The sequence below is a fragment of the Paracoccus sp. J39 genome (assembly GCF_000518925.1).
Lineage (GTDB): Bacteria > Pseudomonadota > Alphaproteobacteria > Rhodobacterales > Rhodobacteraceae > Paracoccus.
In genome coordinates this window covers 165,469-187,743 of the sequence record NZ_JAEN01000001.1, presented here as the reverse complement: position 1 = coordinate 187,743, position 22,275 = coordinate 165,469, and the positions used below count along the sequence as shown (strand labels likewise).

Here is a 22,275-nt window from a genome sequence, read left to right as displayed (position 1 = left end):
GGACTCCCTCAGCGGCGGAACTCGGGCACGCGCGGGCCCGAGAGGACTTGCGACGGGTTGCGCCTCAGCGCCGAGACCAGCTCGTTCACATTGCCCACCAGCCCGCGCAGATCGCTGGCCATGCGGGTGAATTGCGGCAGCCCCTCGCGGGTGAAAGCCTGCACCGGGGCGCGGGCGCTGTCCAGCATGCCGCGCAGGCTGGCAAAGGCGGTATCGGCGCTGTCGGCGGCATTGCGCAGGCGATCGGTGATCTCGGGCAGGTCGGCGACCACGCGGTCGATGGCCTCGTTCGCCTTGCCCAGCGTCACGCGCAGGTCGGCCACCACCGGCTCGACATTGCTGTTGATGACCCGGTCGGCGCCGTCGAAGGCCCGCTCGGCCGAGGCCAGCGTCCGCTGCCCGACCGCGAGCGCGGCGTCGAGATTGTCGAGGCTCTGGTCCGCGCGCCCGGCCAGCCGGGTCAGGTCGGATTCCAGCGTGGCGGCGGTCTGGTCCAGCCGCTGCGTCAGCGCCTTCAGGTCGCCCGAGACATAGGCGCGCACCTCGTCCAGCGTCGCGGTGCCGGAATCCAGCGCCGTGTCGACCTTGGCGGCGCTTTCGTTGAATTTGGCCAGCGCCGTGTCGGCATTGCCCAGCGTCGCCTCGGCCGCGGCGCTGAGCCCGTCCAGCCGCTCGCCGAAACCCGAGATGTCCGAAGCGGCCGAGGCGATGGATTCGGTGGCCGTGGTCACGTCGGCCAGCGCCTTGTCCAGATTGGCGCTGGAGCGTTCGACATTGTCCAGGATGTTGCGCACCCGGCTCTGGTTCTCGTCGCCCAGAAGCTGGGTCAGCTGCTCGGCCACGGTGTTCAGCCGCGACAGCATCTCGGGGCCCTGATCCGACAGCGTCTGCAGGGCCGAGCGGCTGGCGGCGATCACCGGGATCGAATCCGGGTCGGCATCGCGCAGCAGCGGCGAATCCGGCCGGCCGGCAGAGATCGCCACGTTCGAGACGCCGGTGACGCCCTGGATCTCGATCGCGGCGCGGGAATCGGTGCGCACCGGCGTGTCCTCGGCCAGCTCGACCCGCACCCGCACGGCGCCGTTGATGCTGGGCGACAGCTGCATATCCACGACCCGCCCGACGGGAAGCCCGGCGAACAGCACCTCGGAAGACACGCCCAGCCCCGACACTTCCGGGAAATAGATGTCGTAATAGGCGAATTGCCGGTTCAGCTGAAGCTTGGCGAACCACATCAGGAACAGCAGCATCCCCAGGAAGCCGGCGATGGTGAAGGCTCCGATCAGGACGTAATTGGCCTTGGTCTCCATAGGGCTACTCCTTGGCGCGGCCGGTGGTCATGGCGGCGCGGGCGCGCGGGCCGTGGAAATATTCATGCACCCAAGGGTGATCGACCTGAAGCATCTCGGCCATGGTGCCGGTCACCAGCACCCGATTTTCCGCCAGCACCGCGATGCGGTCGCAACAGGCATGCAGCGTATCCAGGTCATGCGTGACCAGGAACACCGACAGGTCCAGCGCATCGCGCAGCTCGACGATCAGCCGGTCGAAGGCGTCGGCGCCGATGGGATCGAGCCCGGCGGTAGGTTCGTCCAGGAACACGATCTCGGGGTCCAGCGCCAGCGCCCGCGCCAGACCGGCGCGCTTTCTCATGCCGCCCGACAGGTCCGAGGGGTATTTGTCATTCGCGCTCCACGGCAGCCCGGCCATCGAGACCTTCAGCTCGGCCAGCCCCTGCCGCGCCTCGGGCGAAAGATCCGGCACGGCGCGCAGCGGCACCTCGACATTCTCGCGCACGGTCAGCGAGGAAAACAGCGCGCCCCCCTGGAACATCACACCCCAGCGCCGCTCCAGCGCCTCGCGCGCCGGGCCGGTCAGCGCGCCGACGTCCTGGCCGAAGACCCGCACCGTCCCGGCAGTCGGCCGGTTCAGCCCGACGATGGTGCGCAGCAGCACCGATTTCCCGGTGCCCGAGCCGCCGACCACGCCCAGGATCTCGCCCCGCCGCAGGTCGAGGTCCAGCCCGTCATGCACGACATGGCGGCCGAACTGGGTGCGCAACCCCCTGACCTCGATGAGGTTTTCGCTCACAGCCCCACCTCGGCGAAGAAGACCGAGAACAGCGCATCGACCACGATCACCGCGAAAATGGCGTTGACCACGGCGCGCGAGGTCTCGGCGCCCAGCGATTCGGCGTCCTTGCCGACCTTCATCCCGGCATGGCAGCCGATGACGCCGATGATCAGCGCAAAGACCGGCGCCTTGGACAGGCCGACGATGACATGGTCGACGCTGGTATCCGCCAAGAGCCGATAGCGGAACATCGAGGGCGAGATGCCCAGCTCGATCCAGGACATCAATGCGCCGCCGACCAGCCCGGCAAGATTGGCGACCAGCCCCAGGATCGGCAATGTGATCACAAGCGCCAGCACCCGCGGCAGGATCAGCACCATGTCCGGGTCCAGCCCCAGGGTGCGCATGGCGTCGATTTCCTCGTTCATCTTCATCGAGCCGATCGAGGCGGTCAGGGCCGAGGCGGTGCGTCCGGCGACGATGATCGCGGTCAGAAGGATGCCCAGCTCGCGCAGGATCGAGATGGCGATCAGGTCGATGACAAAGACCTCGGCCCCGAACTGGCGCAGCTGCGCCGCGCCCTGGAAGGCCAGCACCACGCCGATCAGAAAGGACATCAGCGCCACGATGGGCACGGCGCGCAGCCCGGTTTCCTGGCAATGATACACCAGCGAGGTGAAGCGGAAATCGCGCGGATGCAGCAGGCCGCGCGCCAGGGCGGCCAGGAAGCGGCCCAGATACTCGGCGATCTCGCGCAGGAACACCAGCGCGGCGGCCACGCGGCGGCCGGTCTGTTCCAGCATCAGCCGCCAGCCCGCGGGCCCCCCGGCCTCGGCATCGCGGCGGGGCAGCGCCTGCCGCACGGTGTCCAGCAGCCGGGCCTGCGCCTCGGTCAGCCCGTCCAGCCGCGCGCCCTCGCGCTCGCGCCCGGTCAGATACCAGGCGGCGGCGGTGTCCAGCCGGGTCAACCCCGACAGCTCCAGCCGGGGCGCGGTCCTGGCCTCGGGCGGCAGCTGGCCCAGCGTCCAGACGCTGAACTCTCCCGACAGCCGCAGCACGCCGTCCGAAACGGTGGCGCTGAGCTTGGGGTCGTCGGGAAGGCTGGCCATGACGGTCCTGATCGCAACGGATGAATCGGATTCATCCGGCGATTGCGGGGGTTTGTCAAATCCGCGCAGCATTTCCGCCCCGCCGCTGTGGCGGATCGGCCCCGCGCCGCAACATGCGGGCCGAGCTGAAGGCCCGCTGCCGGAACCCGGAGGGCGGGCGGATTTACAACGATTTTTGTTACAGATTTTCGCATTGGATATATTGACCAAATGCACGTTAAGGTTTAGTTAGCCACGCATTGCTTCTTCATGCAGGAATGGCGGCAGCCATCCCGGGCAGGCCGGCCCGGAAACCGCTTCGGATACGCATCCTGGCGCGCGTCGTGATGAAGAAAATCGCTTGCGGCATGGCCCGGTCAAGGCCCTGCCGGGGGAAGGACTCCTCGGGATCTGGCTCAAAGAGTGCCGTTGTAACGATGGTCCCGAGGATGACCGCCCCCTGCGCCGCCGCGTTCAGCCCTGCGCCAACGCCCGCATCATCCTGACCGGCTCGGTCCGGGCCAGGCGCAGCACATGCGCCATATAGGGCTGCTGCAGATCCTCGGTGCGCAGCGCGGCGTAAAGCCGGCGCAGCATGCCCTGCCGGCCCAGCGGCAGCAGCGCCAGCTCGGGATTGCCGGCCTGGGCGCGCAGCACCCAGTCGGGCATCACCGCCACCCCGCGCCCCGAGGCGATCAGCATCAGGGCGATGGCCGTCTGCTCGACCTGCCGGACATGGGCGGGCTCGACCCCGGCGGGATCGAGGAATTGCGAGAACACGTCCAGCCGCGCCCGGTCCATCGGATAGGTGATCAGCGTCTCGCCCGCCAGATCCGCCGGCTCGGCATAGCCCTTGGCAACCAGCGGATGGCCGGCGCCGACCACCATGGTCGGGGCATAGTCGAAAAGCGGCTGGAAGGTGATGCCGGCAATCTCCTCGGGGTCAGAGGAAATCACCATATCGACCTGGCCCCGCTCCAGCGCCGGCAGCGCCTTCAGCGCCAGGCTGGAGCGGATGTCCAGATCGACCTCGGGCCAGGCGCGGCGGAACTGGTCCAGCACCGGCAGAAGCCAGTCGAAACAGTGATGGCATTCCATCGCCATATGCAGCCGGCCGGCGCGGCCCAGCTCGACGGCGCGGAACTCGGCCTCGGCGGCCTCGACCAGCGGCAGCACCTGCTCGGCGGTGCGCAAGAGCCGCATGCCCGCCGCCGAAAGCCGCAAGGGCTTGGTCTTGCGCAGGAAAAGCTCGACCCCCGCCTGCTCTTCCAGCGCCTTGATCTGATGGGACAGCGCCGATTGCGTCAGGTTCAGCACCTCGGCGGCGCGGGCCAGGCCGCCCTGCTCATGGATGGCGCGCAGGCTGCGCAGGTGGCGAAGCTCGAGGTGCATCTTGATTGGCGCTCATCACGATCTTGAAGATTATGAATTTGTCTCACGTCGCGGCGCATGTCACAAGTCCTGCGACAAAAGGATGAGTGCCATGCCCGTGCCCGCGACCAGCTTCGAATTCTTTCCGCCCCGGAACCTGGACCAGTCGTTCCGACTGTGGGAAACGGCGCGCGCGCTTGCCCCCCTGGGTCCCGATTTCGTTTCGGTCACCTACGGCGCCGGCGGCACCACCCGGCAGCTGACGCATGAGGCGGTGACGGCGCTGGCCAGCCATTACGGGCTGAACGTGGCCGCGCATCTGACCTGCGTCGACGCCACGCGCGAGGAGACGCTGCAGATCGTCCAGGAATATGCGGCCGCCGGCGTGCATGAGATCGTGGCGCTGCGCGGCGACGCGCCCCAGGGGCAAGAGCGGTTCACCCCCCATGCCGACGGTTTCGCCAATTCGGTCGAGCTGATCGAGGCCATCGCGGCCCGCGGCGACATGACCATTCGCTGCGGCGCCTATCCCGAGCCGCATCCGGAAAGCCCCGACACCGCCGCCGACGTGGCCTGGCTCAAGCGCAAGGTGGATGCCGGCGCGAGCTCGGCAATGACGCAGTTCTTCTTCGACGCCGAGACCTATTTCCGCTTTCGCGACGCCTGTGTCGCGGCGGGGATCGAGGCGCCGATCATCCCCGGCATCCTGCCGATCCAGAGCTGGGCCGGCACCCGCCGCTTTGCCGAACGCTGCGGCACCTCGGTCCCGCAATGGGCCGAGGAGGCCTTCGCCGCCGCCGGCAAGGAGGGCGAGGCCCAGCTGGCGCTGGATATCTGCGTCCGCCTGTGCGAGCGGCTGGTCGAGGGCGGCGTGGACAGGCTGCATTTCTACACGCTGAACAAGCCCGAACTGGTTCTGAAGGTCTGCGCCGCGCTGGGGATCGAGCCCAAGGGCGAATTCTCGCGCGTGGCCTGACAGGCCGCGATCGGCCAGGGCCGGCCAGCGTCCCCGGGTCGGGCCGCGGGCCGGCAGGAGCGGCAGGCGTTTCCCGGCCCGCAGTGGTCCCTTGTGCCGGCAACGGATCAGCCATCGCCGTTCCGGCCGGTCTGCGCCATGCCGTCGGCCGGCGCCGCCGGCTCGGGTCCGTCCCTGCCCTGCGCCGGAGGCTCGGGGCGCAGAGCGGGCGAAACGGCCGGCCCTGCGGAAGCCATTCCTTCGGGCTGCACCACGACCGGCAACGAAGCCCCGGCCGATTCCCCGCCCAGCCCCGGCATCGGAGGTCCAGGAACCGGCGAAGCAGGCGATCCGAACCGCACCAGCCGCCGCCGGCGATGCGGACGCGGCGGTGCCGCCTCGGCCAGCGCCCCCGCCAGCAGCGCCGGGCCGGTATAGGGCCGCGGCACGGAAGGATGCAGCATCTCGGAGGGGTCGGCGCCGGCAAGCCGCGGCGCGCGGGCCAGAAACGCCTTGCCCCATCTGCGCCAGGACCCGACCGAGGGCGCGGTGGCGTCGCAGGGGAAATGCCGGCCCCAGCCTTCGGGCAGCGGCAGGCCGAATGCCTCGGCCCGCGTCATCATCCAGACCAGCGGGATATTGGCCAGCGGCCGGGCATATTCCAGCCCGGAAAGCTGGCCCCCCACATCGGGGTGGCAGCCGCGAAACCACATCTGCTCGACCCGGCCGGGGGCCGAGGCGCTGTCCCAGATCAGGGGCTGGAAGGCGGCCCGCGTCTCGTCCAGCGCCAGCGCCTGGACGCCATGCTCGACCTCGGCCCCCAGATGCGCGTCGTGAAAGCGAAAGCGCGGCTCGGTCAGGATCCACAACAGCGGCAGCCGGATCCCCAGCGCCATCACCGTGTCGAAAACCCCGATCATCCGGATCGGCACCGTCGGATGGCACAGCCCGGGATCCAGCCCTCGCACCAGGCTGTCGCCGCCGTTGCGGTACAGCTGCCAGGCCAGCTGCACGTTGCGGCGCGTCGCATGGGCATGGGTCAGCAACCCCACCCGGCCGATCATCCCGGCCAGCGACCGCACCGCGAAGGCCCCCCGCGAATAGCCGAAGAAGAACAGCGGATTGCCCGGCCGCCATTCGCGGGCGAGCCAGGCATAGGCGTTGCAGATATGCCGCTCCAGCGCCGAACCCATGGTCAGTTCGGGCAGGGTGCGCCAGGCGTCCCATTGCTGGCCGGGGGCGTAATGCATCCGGACCGGCGCCGGCAGCGCCCCGTATTCGCCCGACAGCATGGCATGGATGCGGGCGATGGAGGACCTTCGCCCCTCGGTCAGCGAGGCGAAGGTGCCGTCCATCAGGACGATCTGGCATATCGGCGGAGGCGTTGATTCCATGCGCCGACGCTAGCACGGAAAAGCGAAGCGTCGATTAATGCCTATTCAAGCGCGTTCACGGTCAGGTGTGCCATCAGCCCGAAGCCGTTGAAGCGGGTGTTGGTGACGGTCGAATAGGCGCCGGCGCCGTGGAAGACGACATAGTCGCCTTCCCGGATATTGGCGGGCAAAGTCAGCTCGCCCGGCAGACGGTCCACCGAATCGCAGGTCGGGCCGAAGATGATGCGGGGCATCGGCTCGTCCTCGCGCGGGGTGCCCTCGGGGGTCAGCACCTGCAGCCGGTCGAGATTGCCGACGATGGGCAGTTCGAACAGCCCGCCATAGACGCCGTCGTTCAGGAACACGTTCTGGCCGTCGCGCACCGCCTTGACGCGGGTGATCAGCGAAAAGGCATCGGCGCAAAGCCCGCGGCCGGGCTCACAGACCAGCTGCGGCGCCTCGGGACCGAAGGCCTCGTCGGTCACGCGGCGGATCAGCGCGAAGATCGCGGCCAGGTCGGGCTCGACCCCGGTCACGCGATGCGAGGGGAAGCCGCCGCCGACGTTCAGCCGCCGCGCCTTGACGCCCGCCATGGCGCAGATCTCGGCCGCGGTGGTGATATAGCTTTCCCAGGCATGCGGATCGGTGCATTGCGTGCCCGGGTGGAAGGTCAGCGAAGGGATGTAGCCGCGATCCGCCACCGCGCGCAGCAGTTCCGCCGCCAGTTCCGGCGTGGCCCCGAATTTCGAGCCGAAGTCATAGGCCGCGCCCAGCACCGGCAGCTTGAAGCGCGGCGAGATCTCGCAATTCTCGGCCGGCACGCGGGCGAAAAGCTTGTCCAGCTCCGAGCGGCTGTCCACCGACCAGGACTTGATCCCTGCCTCGACCGCATGGACGATCTCGGCCTGCGAGCGCACGGGGTTGTGGTAATGGCGCGCCGCATCCGGGGCCAGCCGGCCGATCAGGTCGATCTCATAGGGCGAGGCCACGTCGAAACCCTTGATCCCGGCAGCGGAAAGCGTGCGGATCACCGCCTCGTCCGGGTTCGACTTGACCGCATAGGTCACGAGGCCGGGAAAGCCTTGCAGGAACCGCTGCGCCGTGGCGCGCAGGACCGAGGGGGCAAAGACCATCACCGGATTTTCCGGGCTCAGCCTGCGGATGATCTCGGCGGGATTGTTCCAGACGGTCTTGGGGCCGCGGCCCTCGGTCAGTCCCATCGGCATATCCTTCCTGTGCGCGTGTGGGTGGAAACAAGTCTGCGCCCTATGGGTTCCGATTGCTGCAATGAAAAGGGTGGAAATGGGCCGCAGCTTCGTTAATATGACGAAAGTTTCGGCAAATCGACGGGTGGCCAGGTGGACGAACTTGATCGCGGCATTCTGGCCCATCTGGCGCAGGACGCGCGCATGTCGGTCGCGGTTCTGGCGCGGCGGCTGAAGGTGGCGCGCTCGACCGTGCAGGCGCGGCTGGAGCGGCTGGAAACCTCGGGCGCCATTGCCGGTTACACCCTGCGGCTGGGCGATTCCGCGCGCGAGCATCGCATCCGCGCCACCTGCATGCTGACCATCGAACCCCGCGCCCAGGCCGCGATCCTGGCCCGGCTGCGCAGCCTGCCCGAGGTCGAGCGCATCCATACCACCAGCGGCCGCGTCGATCTTTTGCTGCAACTGGCCGCCATATCGACCAGCCAGCTGGACGATGTGCTGGATCAGATCGGCGGATTGACCGGCGTGCGCTCCAGCGAGAGCCTGATTCACCTGTCCACGAAGCTGGATCGCGCCACCTGATCGTGTCCCGCGCGCAACAATGTGACAAACGTGTCGCCGTATTTGCGCTGGTCGATCCGTTCCAGCCCCGCGACCGGGCCGGGCGGGGCCGATTCCTCCCAGACCACCATGCCGCCCGGGGCGATCCAGCCGCCGGCCAGCGCCGATTCCAGCGCGCGCTCGCCCAACCCCTTGCCATAGGGCGGGTCCAGGAACACCAGCCCATAGGGCGCGCCGCGATTCTCGCCCAGGCTTGTCGCGTCGCGGCGCCAGACATCGGTCACCCCCATGGCGCGGGCCTTCTCGATATTCGTGCGCAGCAGCCCGCGCGCCACCACGCCGTCATCGACGAAGGCCACGCGGGCCGCGCCGCGCGACAGCGCCTCCAGCCCCAGCGCGCCGGTGCCGGCGAACAGGTCCAGCACCCGCGCGCCGGGGATCGGATTGCCATGCGTGCCGTTGATGAGCAGGTTGAAGATCGACTCGCGCACCCGGTCGGTGGTCGGACGCAGATGCGCCGCCGGATCGCCGGCGCCGATCTCGGCCAGTTTCAGCCCGCGCAGGGTGCCGCCCACGATTCTCATGCCATCAGCGCCTTCAACTCGACCGCCTCGGCCACGGCCCCGGGGCTGGGCGAGCGGCCGCCCTCGATCAGCCGCTTGCCGATCATATAGGCGCGGGCGTCGTTCAGCGCGTCCACGGCGATCAGCCGGCCGTCGCGGAAATACCAGACCGAGCCGCCATTCGCCGCCGGCCGCGTCACCACCCGGTCGTAACCCAGGTTCAGCCCGGCGATCTGCAATTTCGCGTCGAACTGGTCCGACCAGAACCACGGCTTCGGCACATAGGCGACGTTCGCGCCCAGCATATTCGCCGCCACCGCCTCGGCCATGTCGATGGCATTGCCGACGCTTTCCAGCCGCAGCCTTCCCCCCGCTGCCGGAAAGCTGGCGCAATCGCCCGCCGCCCAGATCGCCGGGTCCGAGCTGCGGCCAAGCGCATCGGTGGCGATGCCGTTGTCGATGGCCAGCCCCGCCGCCTCGGCCAGCGACGTCTCGGGCGCGATGCCGATGCCGCAGATCACCAGATCGGCCGGCAGGCGGCGGCCGTCGGCCAGTTCGACCCCGTCCGCGGCCGTGTCGCCGGTGATGCGGGCGATGCCGGTGCCCTCGACGATTTCGACGCCATGGGCGCGGTGCAGGGCGCGGATCATCTCCGCGGTTTCGGGCGCGGCGACGCGGCCCAGGATGCGCGGCGCCGCCTCGACCAGCGTCACCTCCAGCCCCAGCTTGCGGGCCACCGCGGCGGCCTCCAGCCCGATATAACCGCCGCCGATCACCACCAGACGGCGCCCGGCGACCAGCGCCGGCCGCAGCCCCGCGATGTCGGCCAGGTTGCGCACCACATGCACGCCGGGCAGGTCGCCGCCCATCGCGGCGGGCAGGCGGCGCGGCGCGGCGCCCAGCGTCAGGGCCAGCTGGTCATAGGGATGCTCGCCGCGATCCGTCACCACCGCGCGACGGTCGCGGTCGATGCGCGTCGCGCGCTCGCCCAGATGCAGGGCGATTCCCTGCTCCTCCCACCAGTCCGCGGTGCGCAGCGTCAGCCGGTCCAGCCCCATCTGCCCCAGCAGATAGGCCTTGGACAGCGGCGGGCGCTGATAGGGCGGCGCGGGCTCGTCGCCGATGACGGCGATGCCGCCCTCGTGCCCCAGCGCGCGCAGTTTCGCCGCCAGAGAGGCCGCCGCCTGTCCCGCGCCAAGGATCACGATGTTCATTCTTCGCCCTCGCTGGTTTGCCTGCGGCGCAGAGCCTATAGTCGCCCCCGGAACGATGCAATTGACGGAGGAACCGCGCATGTCCATCTCGAAAGGCGACAAGCTGCCCGAAGGCAAGCTGCTGAAACCGGGCGCCAACGGCCCCGAGGAAGTGGCCGCCGCCGATCTGGCCAAGGGCCGCGTGGCGATCTTTGCCGTGCCGGGCGCCTATACGCCGACCTGCACCAATGCCCATATGCCCAGCTTCGTGAAGAACGCCGACAAGTTCCGCGACAAGGGCGTGTCGCGCGTGGTCTGCATCACGGTGAACGATCCCTTCGTCGCCGGGAAATGGGCCGCGGATACCGGCGCGACCGATGCCGGGATCGAGGTGCTGGCCGATGCCGATGGCAGCTTCACCAAGGCGCTGGGGATGAACATCGAGGGCGCGGGCTGGGTCAACGGCCGCTCGAAACGCTATGCCATGCTGGTCAATGACGGCACGGTGGAGGAGCTTCAGGTCGAGGAAACGCCCGGCGCCTGCTCGGTCTCCTCGGGCGATTCGCTCCTGGACCTCGTCTGAGTCGCCAGGCGGAACAGCGCCGTGAACTGCTGCGCGGCGCTGCGGTCGCCGCGCAGCGCGATCAGCCCGGCCGAGGCCAGCGCCACCGGCCCCGGCCCATAGACCGCCGCCGCCAGCGCATTGCCCGAACCCTCCAGCACGAAATCCGCCGCCGGCGCCCGCGCCGCCCGGACCTGCGGCATCCCGTCCGCGGAAAGCGTGACCTCGAACCCCTCCTTGCCCGAAACGAAGCCGGCGCGCAGCGGTGACCCGGCGGCGGCCGCGCTGTCCACCGTGGCCGAGATCGAGATCATCAGCGCGGAAAGGCTGATGAATTTCCGCGGATCGTGCCCCGGCATCACCAGCGCCCAGCGGCACAGCTCGCGCAGCACCGGATGCAGCGCCCGGCCGGCCTCGGTCAGCGCGTAGACCCCCAGCACATCGTCATGCGTCACCACCCCCGCCTGCACCAGCTGGGTCAGGCGCTGGGTCAGGACGCTGGCCGTGACGCCGGGAAGCCCGGCGCGGATCATCTGGAAGCGTTTGGGCGCGAACATCAGTTCGCGCACCACCAGAAGCGCCCAGCGGTCGCCGATGAAATTCAGCGCATGGGCGCCAAGGCACCCTTCTTCATAGCGCAGTCGCGAGATCTTGCCAGTGTCAGTCATATTTCGATATTAACAGTTGCTTTTTCATACTGCAACTGTCAGCCTGCGACTCATTGGCGCATGCCGCGCCCGATGAGGAGGAAGAGACATGACCTACTACTCCGGTTTCCTGCTGCCGGTTCCGACGGCGAACAAGCAGAAATACATCGACATGGCCCAGGGGGCCTGGTCCATGTTCAAGCGTTACGGTGCGCTGCGCATGGTCGAGGCATGGGGGGTGGACGTGCCCCGCGGCAAGGTCAACGATTTCTACATGTCCACCCAGGCCAAGGACGACGAGACCGTGGTGTTTTCCTGGATCGAATGGCCCGACAAGGCGACCGCGGATGCGGGCTTCGAGAAGATGATGTCCGACCCCGAGATGCAGGGGCCGCCCGAGATGCCCTTCGACGGCATGCGGATGATGTGGGGCGGCTTCGAGCCCATCGTGGACGAGAAAGCCTGAAGGGGGCGGCCATGTATCACGGCAAACCCTGCTGGTTCGAGCTCTCCACCGCAAGGGGCGGGCTCGACGCGGCCGGGACCTTTTATGAGAAGGTGCTCGGCTGGACGACCGCCGATTCCGGGATGGAGGGTTTTACCTATAACCTGGCCAGCCATGGCGGCGACATGATCGCCGGGCTGATGGAGATGCCCGAGGACTGCGCCGACGTGCCGCCCTTCTGGATGATCTATTTCGACGTGGACGATGCCGATGCCACGGCGGCCAAGATCAAAACGCTGGGCGGCTCGGTCTTCCGCGAGCCGGCCGACATTCCCGGCACCGGGCGGTTCGCCGTCGTCACCGACCCGCAGGGCGCCACCTTCGGCATCCTGCAGCCGGCGCCGATGGACCCCCAGCCCCCTGTCGAATCCGGGGCCTGGAACCAGGGCAAGGAAAGCCGCGGCAACTGGATCGAGCTGATGTCGACCGATCCCGGCGCGGGCTTCGACTTCTATGCCGAGCTGTTCGGCTGGACGAAGTCCACCGCCATGGACATGGGCGAGATGGGCACCTACCAGCTGTTCGCCTGGCAGGGCACCGATATCGGCGGCATGATGGGCCTGGGCAATGCGCCGGTGCCCTGCTGGCTGCCCTATTTCGGCGTGAACGGCGTCGATGCCGCCATCGCCCGCATCCGCGACGGCGGCGGCGAGGTGCTGCACGGCCCGGTCGAGGTGCCCGGTCCGGCCTTCATCGCGGTGGCGCGCGACCCGCAGGGCGCGCATTTCGCCGTGGTCGGGCCCAAGGACGAAACGCCATGATCCGCGCATCCCTGATCGCGCTCGCCCTCTGGGCCGCACCCGCTGCGGCCCAGGAGGTGACGCCAGAGAGCATCCCGCGCGGCCAGCAGGACTTTCATGCCGCAGCCGCCGGGGCCTATCGCCTGGACCCGGCGCATTCGGCGGTGCAGGCCCGCGTGCCGCATATGGGCTTTTCGGTCAGCGTCTTCCGCTTCGGCACCGTCTCGGGCCAGCTCGACTGGAACCCGGACGACCCGGCGCAAAGCCGGCTGGAAGCCGAGGTCGAGATCGCCTCGGTCATGACCCCGGTCGCGGGCTTTGCCGAGATCCTGACCGGCCCGGACTATCTGGACAGCGCGGCGAACCCCACCGCGCGCTTCACCGCTGACAGCTTCACGGCGGAAAGCCCGACCAAGGGCACGGTTTCGGGCCAGCTGACCCTGCTGGGCAAGACCCAGCCCGCGACATTCGAGGTGACGCTGATCGGCGCGGGCAAGGGCTATACCGGCGACGAAGCCGGCAATCCGATCATCCGCGACCTGATCGGCATCCATGCCCGGACCGAGATCGACCCGCAGGCCCATGGCATGAACGAATTCTTCACCGATCCGATCACCATCGAAATCGACGCCGAGTTCGCCCGGCAGGGGTAAGCCATGACAATCGTGATCACGACCTATGACTGGGTGCCGCCCTTTGCCGTCGGCTATGTCCGCGACCTGCGCATCCGCTGGGCCTGCGAGGAAGCCGGCCTGCCCTACGAGATCGAGACCACCAGCGTGCGCGAAAAGACGCCGCAGCATTTCGCCCGCCAACCCTTCGGGCAGGTGCCGATCCTGCGGGACGGCGAACTGTCGCTGTTCGAAAGCGGCGCCATCCTGCTCTATCTCGGCGAACGCTCCGAGGCGCTGATGCCGCGCGAGGCCGCCGCGCGGGCCGAAACGCAGCAATGGCTGGTCGCCGCGCTCAACAGCCTTGAACCGGCGGTGATGGCCATGGTGCTGGCGCGGATCTTCGATCAGGACGCGCGGGCCGAGGAACTGGCCCTGCCGCGCCTGCACGAGCGTCTGGGGCAGCTGGTCCCGGTGCTGGAAGGGCGGGACTTCATCGCCGCCGGCCGCTTCACCATCGCCGACCTCCTGCTGGCCGATGTGCTGCGCGTGGTGGACAGCGTGGGCGAGCTGGCCGCCCATCCGGAGCTTTCCGCCTACATGAACCGCATCACCACCCGCCCGGCCTTCCGGCGCGCCCATGCCGCGCAGCTCGCGCATTTCGCGCAGGCCGCGTGATGCTGACGCTCTATGGCCACCCGCTGTCCTCCTATACGCAGAAGGTGCTGATCGCGCTTTACGAGCTGGGGACGGATTTCGAGTTTCGCCATATCGACCTGGGTGACGAGGGCGACCGGGCGCTGATGCTCTCGGTCGAGCCGATGGGCCGGATGCCGGCGCTGCGCGAGGGCGATCTGGTGCTGTCGCAAAGCTCGCTGATGATCGAATGGCTGGACCGGCACCATCCCGGGCCGCAGCGCCTGCTGGACCCCGACCCCGACGCCTCGCTGCCGGCGCGGCAATGGGACCGCTTCCTGGATTTCCAGGTGATGCAGATGATGCAGCAGATCGTCGATGCCCGCATCTTCATGGCCGAAGGGGCCGAGGAACGGGTCGCGCCCTTTGCCCGCGGCAAGCTGGACCTGGCCTATGCCGCGCTCGACCGCCGTCTGGACGGGCGCGACTGGATCGCGGGCGGCTTCGGCCTGGCGGATTGCGCCGCCATGCCGGCGCTGTTCTATGCCGGCGCCATCCATCCCTTCGCGGATCATCCGCGCCTGACCGGGTATTTCGAGCGGCTGGTGGCGCGGCCCTCGGTCCAGCGGGTGATCCAGGGCGCGCGGCCCTTCTATGGCTGGTTCCCGTTCAAGGACGGGATCGCGGCGCGGTTTCTCTAGCGCCTCTTGGCCTTTCGCCGTGGTTTCGCTATCCCCTTTTCGATTCGAGGGGTAAGCGACATGGCCATGGACAAGAATTTCGACGCCGGGACCGCCGAGGCGCGGATCGCGCGGGAATGGGCGGCAAGCAATGCCTTCGCCGCGGGCGCCAATGCGAAACCGGGGGCGGAAAGCTTCTCGGTGGTGATCCCGCCCCCGAACGTGACCGGCAGCCTGCATATCGGCCACGCGCTGAACAACACGCTGCAGGACATCCTGGTGCGCTGGCACCGGATGCGCGGCTTTGACACGCTCTGGCAGCCGGGGCAGGATCATGCCGGCATCGCCACGCAGATGGTGGTCGAGCGCCGCATGGCCGAGCGGCAGGAACCGAACCGCCGCGAGATCGGGCGCGAAGCCTTCCTGCAGAAGGTCTGGGCCTGGAAGCAGGAATCCGGCCATACCATCGTCGAGCAGCTGAAACGCCTGGGCGCTTCCTGCGACTGGTCCAGGAATGCCTTCACCATGTCCGGCGCCCCCGGCGCCCCCGCGGGCGAAGAGGGCAATTTCCACGATGCCGTCATCAAGGTCTTCGTGGACATGTATGAGAAGGGCCTGATCTATCGCGGCAAACGGCTGGTCAACTGGGACCCGCATTTCGAGACCGCGATTTCCGACCTCGAGGTCGAGAACCGTGAGGTGCCCGGCCATATGTGGCATTTCAAATATCCGCTGGCCGGCGGCGAGACCTATGAATATGTCGAGCGCGACGCCGACGGCAACGTCACCCTGCGCGAGATGCGGGACTATATCAGCATCGCCACCACCCGGCCCGAAACCATGCTGGGCGACGGCGCGGTCGCGGTCCATCCGGACGACGCCCGCTATGCCCCCATCGTCGGCAAGCTTTGCGAGATCCCGGTCGGACCCAAGGAACACCGCCGCCTGATCCCGATCATCACCGACGAATATCCCGACCCGGATTTCGGCTCGGGTGCGGTCAAGATCACCGGCGCGCATGACTTCAACGACTATGCCGTCGCCATGCGCAACGGCATCCCGCTTTACGCGCTGATGGACGGCAAGGGCCAGATGCGCGCCGACGGGCTGAGCTACGAGGAAAGCGCCGAGATCGCCACCCGCGCGGCACGGGGCGAGGATGTGGGCGACGTCTCGAACGTGAACCTGGTGCCCGAGGAATTGCGCGGCCTCGACCGCTACGAGGCGCGGGCGCGGGTGGTCGAGGCGATCACCGAGGAAGGGCTGGCCGTCACCTATCTGCACAAGTCCATCGACAAGGAGACCGGCGCCGAGCATCTGGAACGCCGGCCGCTGGTCGATGCCAAGCCGATCATGCAGCCCTTCGGCGACCGCTCGGGCGTGGTGATCGAGCCGATGCTGACCGACCAGTGGTTCGTGGACACCGCCAAGATCGTCGGCCCGGCGCTGGAGGCGGTGCGCTCGGGCCAGACCCGCATCCTGCCCGAGCAGCATGAAAAGGTCTATTTCCACTGGCTGGAGAATATCGAGCCCTGGACCATCAGCCGGCAGCTGTGGTGGGGCCACCAGATCCCGGTCTGGTACGGGCTCGACCTGCGGCTGGAGGGCCAGGTCGAGGACGACCATGACGGCGTGCTGGACGAGGTCGAGATCTTCGCCCTGCTGGAAGAAGGGCTGGTGCATCGCGACGAGATCCACCACGCCGCCCCGAGCTTTGCCGAGGTGGCCGAACAGTTCCGCGATTCCATCGCCGAACTGCCGGTGCCGCTGGAAATGGCCCGGGTGGTCGAGGTCGCCGACCGCGAGGCGGCGGTGGATGCCTTCGCCCAGGGGCTGGCCGATTACAACCTGACCCAGGACCCGACGAAGCTGGTCTATCCGGTCTGGCGCGACCCGGATGTGCTGGACACCTGGTTTTCCTCGGGGCTCTGGCCCATCGGCACGCTGGGCTGGCCCGAGGATACGGCCGAGCTGCGCAGGTATTTCCCGACCTCGGTGCTGGTGACCGGCTTCGACATCATCTTCTTCTGGGTGGCCCGGATGATGATGATGCAGCTGGCCGTGGTCGGGCAGGTGCCGTTCCGCACCGTCTATGTGCATGGGCTGGTGCGCGACGAAAAGGGCGCCAAGATGTCGAAGTCGAAAGGCAACGTCATCGACCCGCTGACCCTGATCGACGAATACGGCGCCGACGCGCTGCGCTTTACCCTGACCAGCATGGCCGCCATGGGCCGCGACCCCAAGCTGGGGCCGAAGCATGTCGAGGCGAACCGCAATTTCGTCACCAAGATCTGGAACGCCACCCGCTTTGCCGAGATGAACGGCGTGCGCGGCGGCGTGGCGCGGCCCCAGCCGCGGCATGTGGTGAACCGCTGGATCATCGGCGAGGTCGCCCGCATCCGGCAGGCCACCGACGAGGCGCTGGAAACGTTCCGCTTCAACGACGCCGCGACCGGGCTTTACGCCTTCGTCTGGGGCAAGGTCTGCGACTGGTATGTCGAGTTCTCCAAGCCCCTGTTCGACGGCGAATATGGCGAGGAAACCCGGGCCACCATGGGCTGGGTGCTGGACCAGTGCTACACGATGCTGCACCCGATCATGCCCTTCGTGACCGAGGAGCTTTGGGCGCTGACCGGGGATCGCCAGCGGATGCTGGTGCATGGCGACTGGCCGGAATACGGGCCCGAGCTGATCGACGCCGAGGCCGACCGGCAGATGAACTGGGTGATCCAGCTCATCGAGGCCATCCGCTCGGCCCGCGCCCAGATCGGCGTGCCGGCCGGCGCCCGTCCCGACCTGATCGTGACCGAGGCCGACGATGCGGCGCGGGCGGCACTGGCCGCCAACGCGCCGCTGATCGAGCGGCTGGCGCGGGTGAACGCGCCTGCCGAGGGCGCCATGGGGCCGGGCATGATCTCGGTCGCGGCACTGGGGGCGAGCTTCGCGCTGCCGGTCGGCGAGATGATCGACGTGACGGCCGAAACGGCACGGCTGGAAAAGGCGGCGGGGAAGGCCGAGAAGGACGCCTCGGGCCTGCGCGGGCGGCTGGGCAATCCGAAATTCGTCGAGAATGCCGAGCCCGAGGTGATCGAGGAGACGCGCGAGAAGCTTGCCGCGCTGGAGGACGACCTGGCGCGAATCCGCGCGGCGCTGGCGCAGCTGGCGGCGATGTGATCCCTGGCTTTTGCGCCGTGCCGGTGGCGCGGTCGCAGGGTATTTGAGAAACAGAGAAGATCAGGGCCGCTCGGACAGGGCGGCCTTAATGCTTTCGGCGATCATCGCCGGAACCTCCGGCGCGAGGCCCACCGGGGGCAGGAGGAGGCCGCGAAAGCCTGCATCGGCCAGCGCCGCGGGCAGGTCGTCGGTGACGTGGTCCGCCCGGGTGGCGAAAAGCGGCAGGCAGATCGCCTGCGCGGGCAGGTCGCGGGCGGCCTCGGCGATGAAGGGCGCTTCCTCGATGAAGCCGCAACTTGTCGCGGCGGCATGGGGGGCGAGGGCGGCGGCCATCTCGCGCGCCGCTTCGGAGGGTGCGCGCGAACGGCCCGAGCCATGGGCGGCGATCAGCAGATGGGTTTCGGCCAGCCGCCAGCCTTGCGCCTCGGCCGCCTTGACGACCAGCGCGAGGCAGAGCGCGGGCAGGCGCGGATCGCTGCCGAAGGGCGGCAAGATGCGGGCATTCGGCGCGCCGGCCAGCCGCAGGCGGCGGGGCAATTCGCTGCGGGTGAACCAGCCCGATGCCATGAACAGCGGATAGATCAGCGTCTCGTCATCGGCGCGGTCCAGCGCGCCGGGCATGGCCAGCGTCGCGCCCCTGACCTGCGCAGCGGGGACATGGATGCGGGCGGCCAGCGCCTCGATGGCCTGCTGCTGCGGGGCGGGGTCGCCGGGCTGGCCATGGGCGACGATAAGGACGTTACGCACGGAAGGCAGCGGCGAAGGGCTCGGGGATGGCGAATTCCTGCAGCGCCCGGGCGCGGGCCATGGCGGACATCTTGCGCGCGGTCTTTTCCACGATGCGCTGCAGCTCGTCCGGGTCGCGGCCTTCGGCAAAGGGCCCCATATACCAGCGGATGAAGGTGAAGCAGGCCACGTCTTCCAGCGCCTGCACCTCGCCGTCGCGCTTGATGCCCTGCTTGGTCAGCATCTTCCCGGCTGCCGCGATGTCCTCGTCGCCATAGCCGGCATCGCGCATGATGCCGGCGATGCGGGCGGCGTGGCGGCGGCCCTGTTCGGTGCGCCAGGCCAGATAGCCGGCGCGGTCCATCGGATAGGCGTCGCGGGGCAGCAGGAAACGCTCGACATGCTGGCCGCGGCAGGCGATGCGCAGGGGCTCGGAGGCGTCGGGATAGAGCGCCTGCTGTTCGGCCGTCATGCGCTGGCCGTAGAGCAGCGCCTCGGGCCGGCCCTCGGGGTCCAGGTGCGGATCGGCGGAATTGGCCTTGTCGATGGCGTCGAAAGCGGTCTGAAGGCGGGTCATGGCATCCTCTCTTTGCGCCATCATGCCGCAGCGGGGCGCCGCGTCAACGCGGATTGCCGCCGCGCCGGGCCGGGGCTAGGCTGCCGGCATGGAATGGGGCGAATTCATCCTGGCGCTGGCGGCCTTCCTGGGCTCGCATGTGATCCCGGCGCGGTTCCGCGAGCCGCTGGTCGCAGCGCTGGGGCGGCGGGGCTATGTCATCGGCTACAGCCTGCTGTCGCTGGCGCTGCTTTACTGGCTGATCCTGGCGGCGGGGGGGGCGCCCCATGTCGAGCTGTGGCCGCAATGGGGCTGGATGCGCTGGCTGGTGAATATCGCCATGCCCGTCGCGGTGCTGGCGGCGGCGGTGGGCGGCATGGCGGGGCTGATGGCAGGCTTCACGCTCTGGGGCGCGGCGCATCTGGTCGCGAATGGCGATCTGGCGCATGTGATCCTGTTCGGCCTGCTTCTGGCCTATGCGCTGTTCGGGCTGGCGGTGGGCTTGCGCCGCGGCGTGGCGCTGCGCTGGACCTGGCCGCGGCTGGCCTTGGCGGTGCTGGTCTGGCTGGCGCTGTTCCACCTGCATCCGCTGGTGATCGGGGTCAGTCCCCGGCCTTAGGCTCGGGCACCCTGAAGCCCTCGGGGATGCGGTCGCGCCCGTCGCGGATCAGGTCCGCCAGCAGGACCGCGCAGGCCGGCGCCATGGCCAGGCCGATCTTGAAGCCGCCATTCGCGACGTAATGGCCCGGCCGTCCGGGCCATGGTCCGACCAGCGGCGCACGAGAGCGGGCGCGCGGCCGGATGCCGGCCCAGCGATCCACGACCGGCGCATCGCCAAGCGCCGGGCACAGCGCGCGCGCCTTGTCGATCAGCGCCTCCAGCTGCGCGTCTATGCCGGTATCGAGGGCGTCGCGTTCCGAGGTCGAGCCGATGGCCACCGTGCCGTCGGCATGGGGCACGATATGGACCCCGTCGGCAAAGACCTGCGGCGCGTCGGGGGCGGCGAAAGCCAGCAGCGCCGACTGCCCCTTGACGCCGCTGCCGCCGAAGGGCGCAAGCCCGGCGACGCCGGTGGCCCAGATCGCCGGGGCATCGGGGGCAGGCCGCCCCTCGGCGATCTCGCCCCCCCGGGCGCGGATGGCGGCGGCCAGCGCGGCGCCGGCCCGGCGCGGGCTGATCCGCGCCGTCAGCCGGTCCACCAGCCACAGGCCCGAGGGCGAGGCCGGCACCAGCGTCCCCTGCGGCTTGTCGGTCAGTTCCATCCCGGCCCAGTCGGGCCAATGCGCGCGGGCGGCCGCGATGCGCTCGGCCATGCGCGGCGCGGCCCCTTCGGGCACCGGCTGGATGCGGCCATGGCGGGCATAGCCGGGGTCGATGCCGCCCGCCGCCGCCACCTCGGCCCACCAACCGGCCGCCGCGACCAGCGCCTCCAGCTGCACCTGCTTCTTGGCGTTCCAGTTTTCCGGCGCATGCGGGGCCAGCGCGCCAACATGCCCGCCCGAGGCGCCGGCGCCGATCCGCTCGGCCTCGAACACCCGCACGCGGGCGCCGCGCCGCGCCAGCTCCCATGCGCAGGAAAGGCCGAAGACGCCCGCGCCCGCCACCGTGATTTCGCTTGCCATTCCGCCGCCCCTTGCCGCATCTGCCTGCAAAAAGGAGTTAGCGCGGATGGATGAGCGCGACCAGAGCAGCGCCGACCTGGACTGGCGCGAGGGGGCGATTCCGGTCTCGCGCCGTTTCGACGATCCCTATTTCAGCCTGAACGGTGGGCTGGACGAGACGCGGCATGTCTTTCTGGCCGGCAATGACCTGCCGGCGCGGCTGCGGCCCGGCTTCCATGTGGCGGAACTGGGCTTCGGCACCGGGCTGAACCTGCTGGCGCTGGCGCAGGTCGCCACGGTGCCGGTCCGTTTCACCAGCTTCGAGGCCTTCCCGATGGCCGCCGGGGAACTGGCCCGGGCCCATGCCGCCTTCCCCGAGCTGGCGCCGCTGGCGAAACAGCTGCGCGACGGATGGCCGCAACGCCGCCTTTCCGTGGGCCTGGTCGAGGCCGAAATCATCGAGGCCGATGCCCGCGAGGCGCTGCCCGGCTGGGACGGCCTTGCCGATGCCTGGTTCCTGGACGGGTTTTCTCCCGCCAAGAACCCCGAACTCTGGGGCGAGGCGCTGATGGCCGAGGTCGCCCGCCACACCGCGCCGGGCGGCACCTTCGCCACCTATACAGCAGCGGGCCATGTGCGCCGGGCGCTGGCGGCGGCGGGGTTCGAAGTCACGCGCGCGCCCGGTTTCGCGGGCAAGCGCCACATGAGCCGCGGCCGGCTCTAGCGCCGGACCGGCGGGATGCGCGAGGGCGCATAGGTCGGCGCATGCGGCGGGCGGCCATGGGTGCGGCGCCAGAAATCCGGCCCGCCCCGGCGCAGGAAGACCGGCACCGCCAGCACCATCCCCGCAAGGAACCCGGCGGCATGGGCGACATAGGCCACGCCGTCGTCGACCATGCCGGCGCTCGACAAGAGCTGGATGCCGAACCAGGCCAGCAGCAGCACCCAGGCCGGCATGGTGAAGCGGCGGATGATGACGATGATGATCGCGATCACGTCGACGCGCGCGCGCGGGAACATCAGCAGGTAGCCGCCCATCACCCCGGCGATGGCGCCCGAGGCGCCGACCATGGGAATGTCGCTCATCGGATCGGTGGCGATCTGGCCCGCCGCCGCCGCCAGCCCGCAGACCAGATAGAAGACCAGGAAGCCGGCATGGCCCATCTGGTCCTCGAGATTGTCGCCAAAGACCCACAGGAACAGCATGTTGCCGGCGATATGCATGATCCCGGCATGCAGGAACATATGCGTGGCCAGGCCCCAGAGCCATTCGCCATGCATGATTGCGACCGGATACAGCGCCAGCCGGTCCCACAGCCCGACCTGGCCGCCGGCCCAGGGCATGGTGACCAGGAACATGACCAGGTTCAGGAAGATCAGCCCGTTGGTCACATAGGGCGTGCGCTCGGAAGGATTATGGTCGCGGATCGGGAACATGGCCACAGCCTGAAG

General features: G+C 69.1%; 25 protein-coding genes. 12 read left to right on the top strand and 13 right to left on the bottom strand.

Translation table 11 applies throughout. The features are described 5' to 3' along the window. Window positions 1-8: 8 nt before the first annotated feature. From L632_RS0100925 to L632_RS0100915, 3 genes are read right to left on the bottom strand one after another with little or no spacing between them, the layout of a single operon-like run. Window positions 9-1,310, bottom strand: a complete 1,302-nt coding sequence (locus L632_RS0100925) for an MlaD family protein (protein WP_028716180.1) — start codon at window positions 1,308-1,310, stop codon at window positions 9-11. Between the two features lie 4 nt (window positions 1,311-1,314). Further along, window positions 1,315-2,091, bottom strand: a complete 777-nt coding sequence (locus tag L632_RS0100920; RefSeq protein ID WP_028711490.1) for an ABC transporter ATP-binding protein — start codon at window positions 2,089-2,091, stop codon at window positions 1,315-1,317. Continuing rightward, complete coding sequence (locus L632_RS0100915; RefSeq protein WP_028716179.1) at window positions 2,088-3,182, bottom strand: ABC transporter permease; 1,095 nt, start codon at window positions 3,180-3,182, stop codon at window positions 2,088-2,090. Before L632_RS0100915 ends, L632_RS0100920 begins: the two co-directional genes overlap by 4 nt. On the opposite strand from L632_RS0100915, the gene L632_RS24155 reads away from it, so the two are divergent. Continuing rightward, window positions 3,181-3,414, top strand: coding sequence for a hypothetical protein (locus L632_RS24155; RefSeq protein ID WP_156929407.1), 234 nt, complete (start codon window positions 3,181-3,183; stop codon window positions 3,412-3,414). The genes L632_RS0100915 and L632_RS24155 overlap by 2 nt on opposite strands. Window positions 3,415-3,635: 221 nt before the next feature. On the opposite strand, the gene L632_RS0100910 is transcribed toward L632_RS24155, so the two are convergent. Then, window positions 3,636-4,553: a LysR family transcriptional regulator gene (locus tag L632_RS0100910; RefSeq protein ID WP_028716178.1), complete on the bottom strand. Its 918-nt coding sequence runs from the start codon at window positions 4,551-4,553 to the stop codon at window positions 3,636-3,638. A 91-nt stretch (window positions 4,554-4,644) separates the two neighbouring features. On the opposite strand from L632_RS0100910, the gene metF reads away from it, so the two are divergent. Continuing rightward, window positions 4,645-5,508: a methylenetetrahydrofolate reductase [NAD(P)H] gene (gene metF, locus L632_RS0100905; protein WP_028711493.1), complete on the top strand. Its 864-nt coding sequence runs from the start codon at window positions 4,645-4,647 to the stop codon at window positions 5,506-5,508. Window positions 5,509-5,615: 107 nt separating this feature from the next. Here metF and L632_RS21800 read toward each other — a convergent pair whose 3' ends face one another. Then, a complete protein-coding gene (locus L632_RS21800; protein ID WP_232220939.1) occupies window positions 5,616-6,842 on the bottom strand; it encodes a DUF2235 domain-containing protein in 1,227 nt (408 codons plus the stop codon). An 80-nt stretch (window positions 6,843-6,922) separates the two neighbouring features. Beyond that, window positions 6,923-8,080, bottom strand: a complete 1,158-nt coding sequence (locus L632_RS0100895; RefSeq protein WP_028711494.1) for a type III PLP-dependent enzyme — start codon at window positions 8,078-8,080, stop codon at window positions 6,923-6,925. Between the two features lie 138 nt (window positions 8,081-8,218). On the opposite strand from L632_RS0100895, the gene L632_RS0100890 reads away from it, so the two are divergent. After that, window positions 8,219-8,650: an Lrp/AsnC family transcriptional regulator gene (locus tag L632_RS0100890; RefSeq protein ID WP_028711495.1), complete on the top strand. Its 432-nt coding sequence runs from the start codon at window positions 8,219-8,221 to the stop codon at window positions 8,648-8,650. On the opposite strand, the gene rsmD is transcribed toward L632_RS0100890, so the two are convergent. Both rsmD and L632_RS0100880 read right to left on the bottom strand, forming a co-directional pair. Then, window positions 8,617-9,213: a 16S rRNA (guanine(966)-N(2))-methyltransferase RsmD gene (gene rsmD / locus L632_RS0100885; protein ID WP_028711496.1), complete on the bottom strand. Its 597-nt coding sequence runs from the start codon at window positions 9,211-9,213 to the stop codon at window positions 8,617-8,619. The two genes, L632_RS0100890 and rsmD, sit on opposite strands and share 34 nt — an antisense overlap. Further along, on the bottom strand, window positions 9,210-10,406 hold the full coding sequence (locus L632_RS0100880) for an NAD(P)/FAD-dependent oxidoreductase (RefSeq protein ID WP_028711497.1): 1,197 nt from the start codon (window positions 10,404-10,406) through the stop codon (window positions 9,210-9,212). Before L632_RS0100880 ends, rsmD begins: the two co-directional genes overlap by 4 nt. Before the next feature lie 79 nt (window positions 10,407-10,485). Here L632_RS0100880 and L632_RS0100875 point away from each other — a divergent pair, with 79 nt between their 5' ends. Continuing rightward, window positions 10,486-10,968 carry a peroxiredoxin gene (locus tag L632_RS0100875; protein ID WP_028711498.1) on the top strand — a complete coding sequence of 161 codons (483 nt, stop codon included), beginning with the start codon at window positions 10,486-10,488 and terminating at the stop codon, window positions 10,966-10,968. Here the strand turns inward: L632_RS0100875 and L632_RS0100870 are convergent. Then, a complete protein-coding gene (locus L632_RS0100870; RefSeq protein WP_028711499.1) occupies window positions 10,902-11,615 on the bottom strand; it encodes a helix-turn-helix domain-containing protein in 714 nt (237 codons plus the stop codon). The two genes, L632_RS0100875 and L632_RS0100870, sit on opposite strands and share 67 nt — an antisense overlap. An 88-nt stretch (window positions 11,616-11,703) precedes the next feature. On the opposite strand from L632_RS0100870, the gene L632_RS0100865 reads away from it, so the two are divergent. Genes L632_RS0100865 through L632_RS0100840 form a run of 6 tightly spaced genes read left to right on the top strand, consistent with a single transcriptional unit; the run spans window position 11,704 to window position 17,940 of the window. Then, window positions 11,704-12,060 carry a DUF1428 domain-containing protein gene (locus L632_RS0100865; RefSeq protein WP_011748611.1) on the top strand — a complete coding sequence of 119 codons (357 nt, stop codon included), beginning with the start codon at window positions 11,704-11,706 and terminating at the stop codon, window positions 12,058-12,060. An 11-nt stretch (window positions 12,061-12,071) separates the two neighbouring features. Continuing rightward, window positions 12,072-12,860 (top strand): VOC family protein, encoded by a 789-nt coding sequence (locus tag L632_RS0100860; protein ID WP_028716177.1) that lies wholly within the window; start codon window positions 12,072-12,074, stop codon window positions 12,858-12,860. After that, a complete protein-coding gene (locus L632_RS0100855; RefSeq protein WP_028716176.1) occupies window positions 12,857-13,492 on the top strand; it encodes a YceI family protein in 636 nt (211 codons plus the stop codon). Before L632_RS0100860 ends, L632_RS0100855 begins: the two co-directional genes overlap by 4 nt. Before the next feature lie 3 nt (window positions 13,493-13,495). Then, window positions 13,496-14,128, top strand: a complete 633-nt coding sequence (locus L632_RS0100850) for a glutathione S-transferase family protein (protein WP_028711502.1) — start codon at window positions 13,496-13,498, stop codon at window positions 14,126-14,128. Beyond that, window positions 14,128-14,787: a glutathione S-transferase family protein gene (locus tag L632_RS0100845; protein ID WP_051476336.1), complete on the top strand. Its 660-nt coding sequence runs from the start codon at window positions 14,128-14,130 to the stop codon at window positions 14,785-14,787. Before L632_RS0100850 ends, L632_RS0100845 begins: the two co-directional genes overlap by 1 nt. A gap of 60 nt (window positions 14,788-14,847) precedes the next feature. Next, entirely contained in the window at window positions 14,848-17,940 is a 3,093-nt protein-coding gene (locus tag L632_RS0100840; RefSeq protein ID WP_028711504.1) for a valine--tRNA ligase, read from the top strand. A gap of 60 nt (window positions 17,941-18,000) precedes the next feature. Here the strand turns inward: L632_RS0100840 and L632_RS0100835 are convergent, their stop codons facing one another. Beyond that, the gene (locus tag L632_RS0100835; RefSeq protein ID WP_028711505.1) at window positions 18,001-18,687 is read right to left on the bottom strand and encodes a sirohydrochlorin chelatase; all 687 of its coding nucleotides are present in this window, start codon (window positions 18,685-18,687) and stop codon (window positions 18,001-18,003) included. Beyond that, a complete protein-coding gene (locus L632_RS0100830) occupies window positions 18,680-19,243 on the bottom strand; it encodes a DUF4202 domain-containing protein (RefSeq protein ID WP_028711506.1) in 564 nt (187 codons plus the stop codon). Before L632_RS0100830 ends, L632_RS0100835 begins: the two co-directional genes overlap by 8 nt. 88 nt (window positions 19,244-19,331) lie before the next feature. Between L632_RS0100830 and L632_RS0100825 the strand changes: the two genes are divergently transcribed. Then, window positions 19,332-19,841 (top strand): NnrU family protein, encoded by a 510-nt coding sequence (locus tag L632_RS0100825; RefSeq protein WP_028711507.1) that lies wholly within the window; start codon window positions 19,332-19,334, stop codon window positions 19,839-19,841. Here the strand turns inward: L632_RS0100825 and L632_RS0100820 are convergent. Further along, the gene (locus tag L632_RS0100820) at window positions 19,825-20,844 is read right to left on the bottom strand and encodes an FAD-binding oxidoreductase (RefSeq protein WP_028716174.1); all 1,020 of its coding nucleotides are present in this window, start codon (window positions 20,842-20,844) and stop codon (window positions 19,825-19,827) included. The genes L632_RS0100825 and L632_RS0100820 overlap by 17 nt on opposite strands. A 46-nt stretch (window positions 20,845-20,890) precedes the next feature. Here L632_RS0100820 and mnmD point away from each other — a divergent pair, with 46 nt between their 5' ends. Then, window positions 20,891-21,547, top strand: coding sequence for a tRNA (5-methylaminomethyl-2-thiouridine)(34)-methyltransferase MnmD (gene mnmD / locus L632_RS0100815; RefSeq protein WP_028716173.1), 657 nt, complete (start codon window positions 20,891-20,893; stop codon window positions 21,545-21,547). On the opposite strand, the gene L632_RS0100810 is transcribed toward mnmD, so the two are convergent. Further along, window positions 21,544-22,260, bottom strand: a complete 717-nt coding sequence (locus L632_RS0100810; protein WP_028716172.1) for a rhomboid family intramembrane serine protease — start codon at window positions 22,258-22,260, stop codon at window positions 21,544-21,546. The two genes, mnmD and L632_RS0100810, sit on opposite strands and share 4 nt — an antisense overlap. Window positions 22,261-22,275: the final 15 nt, after the last annotated feature.

Excerpts from the sequence above, each read along its gene's own strand:
- L632_RS0100860 (WP_028716177.1), top strand. The coding sequence starts at position 12,072 with ATGTATCACGGCAAACCCTGCTGGTTCGAGCTCTCCACCGCAAGGGGC.
- metF (WP_028711493.1), top strand. The coding sequence starts at position 4,645 with ATGCCCGTGCCCGCGACCAGCTTCGAATTCTTTCCGCCCCGGAACCTG.
- mnmD (WP_028716173.1), top strand. The coding sequence starts at position 20,891 with ATGGATGAGCGCGACCAGAGCAGCGCCGACCTGGACTGGCGCGAGGGG.
- L632_RS0100865 (WP_011748611.1), top strand. The coding sequence starts at position 11,704 with ATGACCTACTACTCCGGTTTCCTGCTGCCGGTTCCGACGGCGAACAAG.
- L632_RS0100915 (WP_028716179.1), bottom strand. The coding sequence starts at position 3,182 with ATGGCCAGCCTTCCCGACGACCCCAAGCTCAGCGCCACCGTTTCGGAC.
- rsmD (WP_028711496.1), bottom strand. The coding sequence starts at position 9,213 with ATGAGAATCGTGGGCGGCACCCTGCGCGGGCTGAAACTGGCCGAGATC.
- L632_RS0100820 (WP_028716174.1), bottom strand. The coding sequence starts at position 20,844 with ATGGCAAGCGAAATCACGGTGGCGGGCGCGGGCGTCTTCGGCCTTTCC.
- L632_RS0100910 (WP_028716178.1), bottom strand. The coding sequence starts at position 4,553 with ATGCACCTCGAGCTTCGCCACCTGCGCAGCCTGCGCGCCATCCATGAG.
- L632_RS24155 (WP_156929407.1), top strand. The coding sequence starts at position 3,181 with ATGACGGTCCTGATCGCAACGGATGAATCGGATTCATCCGGCGATTGC.
- L632_RS0100925 (WP_028716180.1), bottom strand. The coding sequence starts at position 1,310 with ATGGAGACCAAGGCCAATTACGTCCTGATCGGAGCCTTCACCATCGCC.
- L632_RS0100875 (WP_028711498.1), top strand. The coding sequence starts at position 10,486 with ATGTCCATCTCGAAAGGCGACAAGCTGCCCGAAGGCAAGCTGCTGAAA.
- L632_RS0100880 (WP_028711497.1), bottom strand. The coding sequence starts at position 10,406 with ATGAACATCGTGATCCTTGGCGCGGGACAGGCGGCGGCCTCTCTGGCG.
- L632_RS21800 (WP_232220939.1), bottom strand. The coding sequence starts at position 6,842 with ATGGACGGCACCTTCGCCTCGCTGACCGAGGGGCGAAGGTCCTCCATC.
- L632_RS0100850 (WP_028711502.1), top strand. The coding sequence starts at position 13,496 with ATGACAATCGTGATCACGACCTATGACTGGGTGCCGCCCTTTGCCGTC.
- L632_RS0100855 (WP_028716176.1), top strand. The coding sequence starts at position 12,857 with ATGATCCGCGCATCCCTGATCGCGCTCGCCCTCTGGGCCGCACCCGCT.
- L632_RS0100870 (WP_028711499.1), bottom strand. The coding sequence starts at position 11,615 with ATGACTGACACTGGCAAGATCTCGCGACTGCGCTATGAAGAAGGGTGC.
- L632_RS0100840 (WP_028711504.1), top strand. The coding sequence starts at position 14,848 with ATGGCCATGGACAAGAATTTCGACGCCGGGACCGCCGAGGCGCGGATC.
- L632_RS0100830 (WP_028711506.1), bottom strand. The coding sequence starts at position 19,243 with ATGACCCGCCTTCAGACCGCTTTCGACGCCATCGACAAGGCCAATTCC.
- L632_RS0100825 (WP_028711507.1), top strand. The coding sequence starts at position 19,332 with ATGGAATGGGGCGAATTCATCCTGGCGCTGGCGGCCTTCCTGGGCTCG.
- L632_RS0100895 (WP_028711494.1), bottom strand. The coding sequence starts at position 8,080 with ATGGGACTGACCGAGGGCCGCGGCCCCAAGACCGTCTGGAACAATCCC.
- L632_RS0100810 (WP_028716172.1), bottom strand. The coding sequence starts at position 22,260 with ATGTTCCCGATCCGCGACCATAATCCTTCCGAGCGCACGCCCTATGTG.
- L632_RS0100845 (WP_051476336.1), top strand. The coding sequence starts at position 14,128 with ATGCTGACGCTCTATGGCCACCCGCTGTCCTCCTATACGCAGAAGGTG.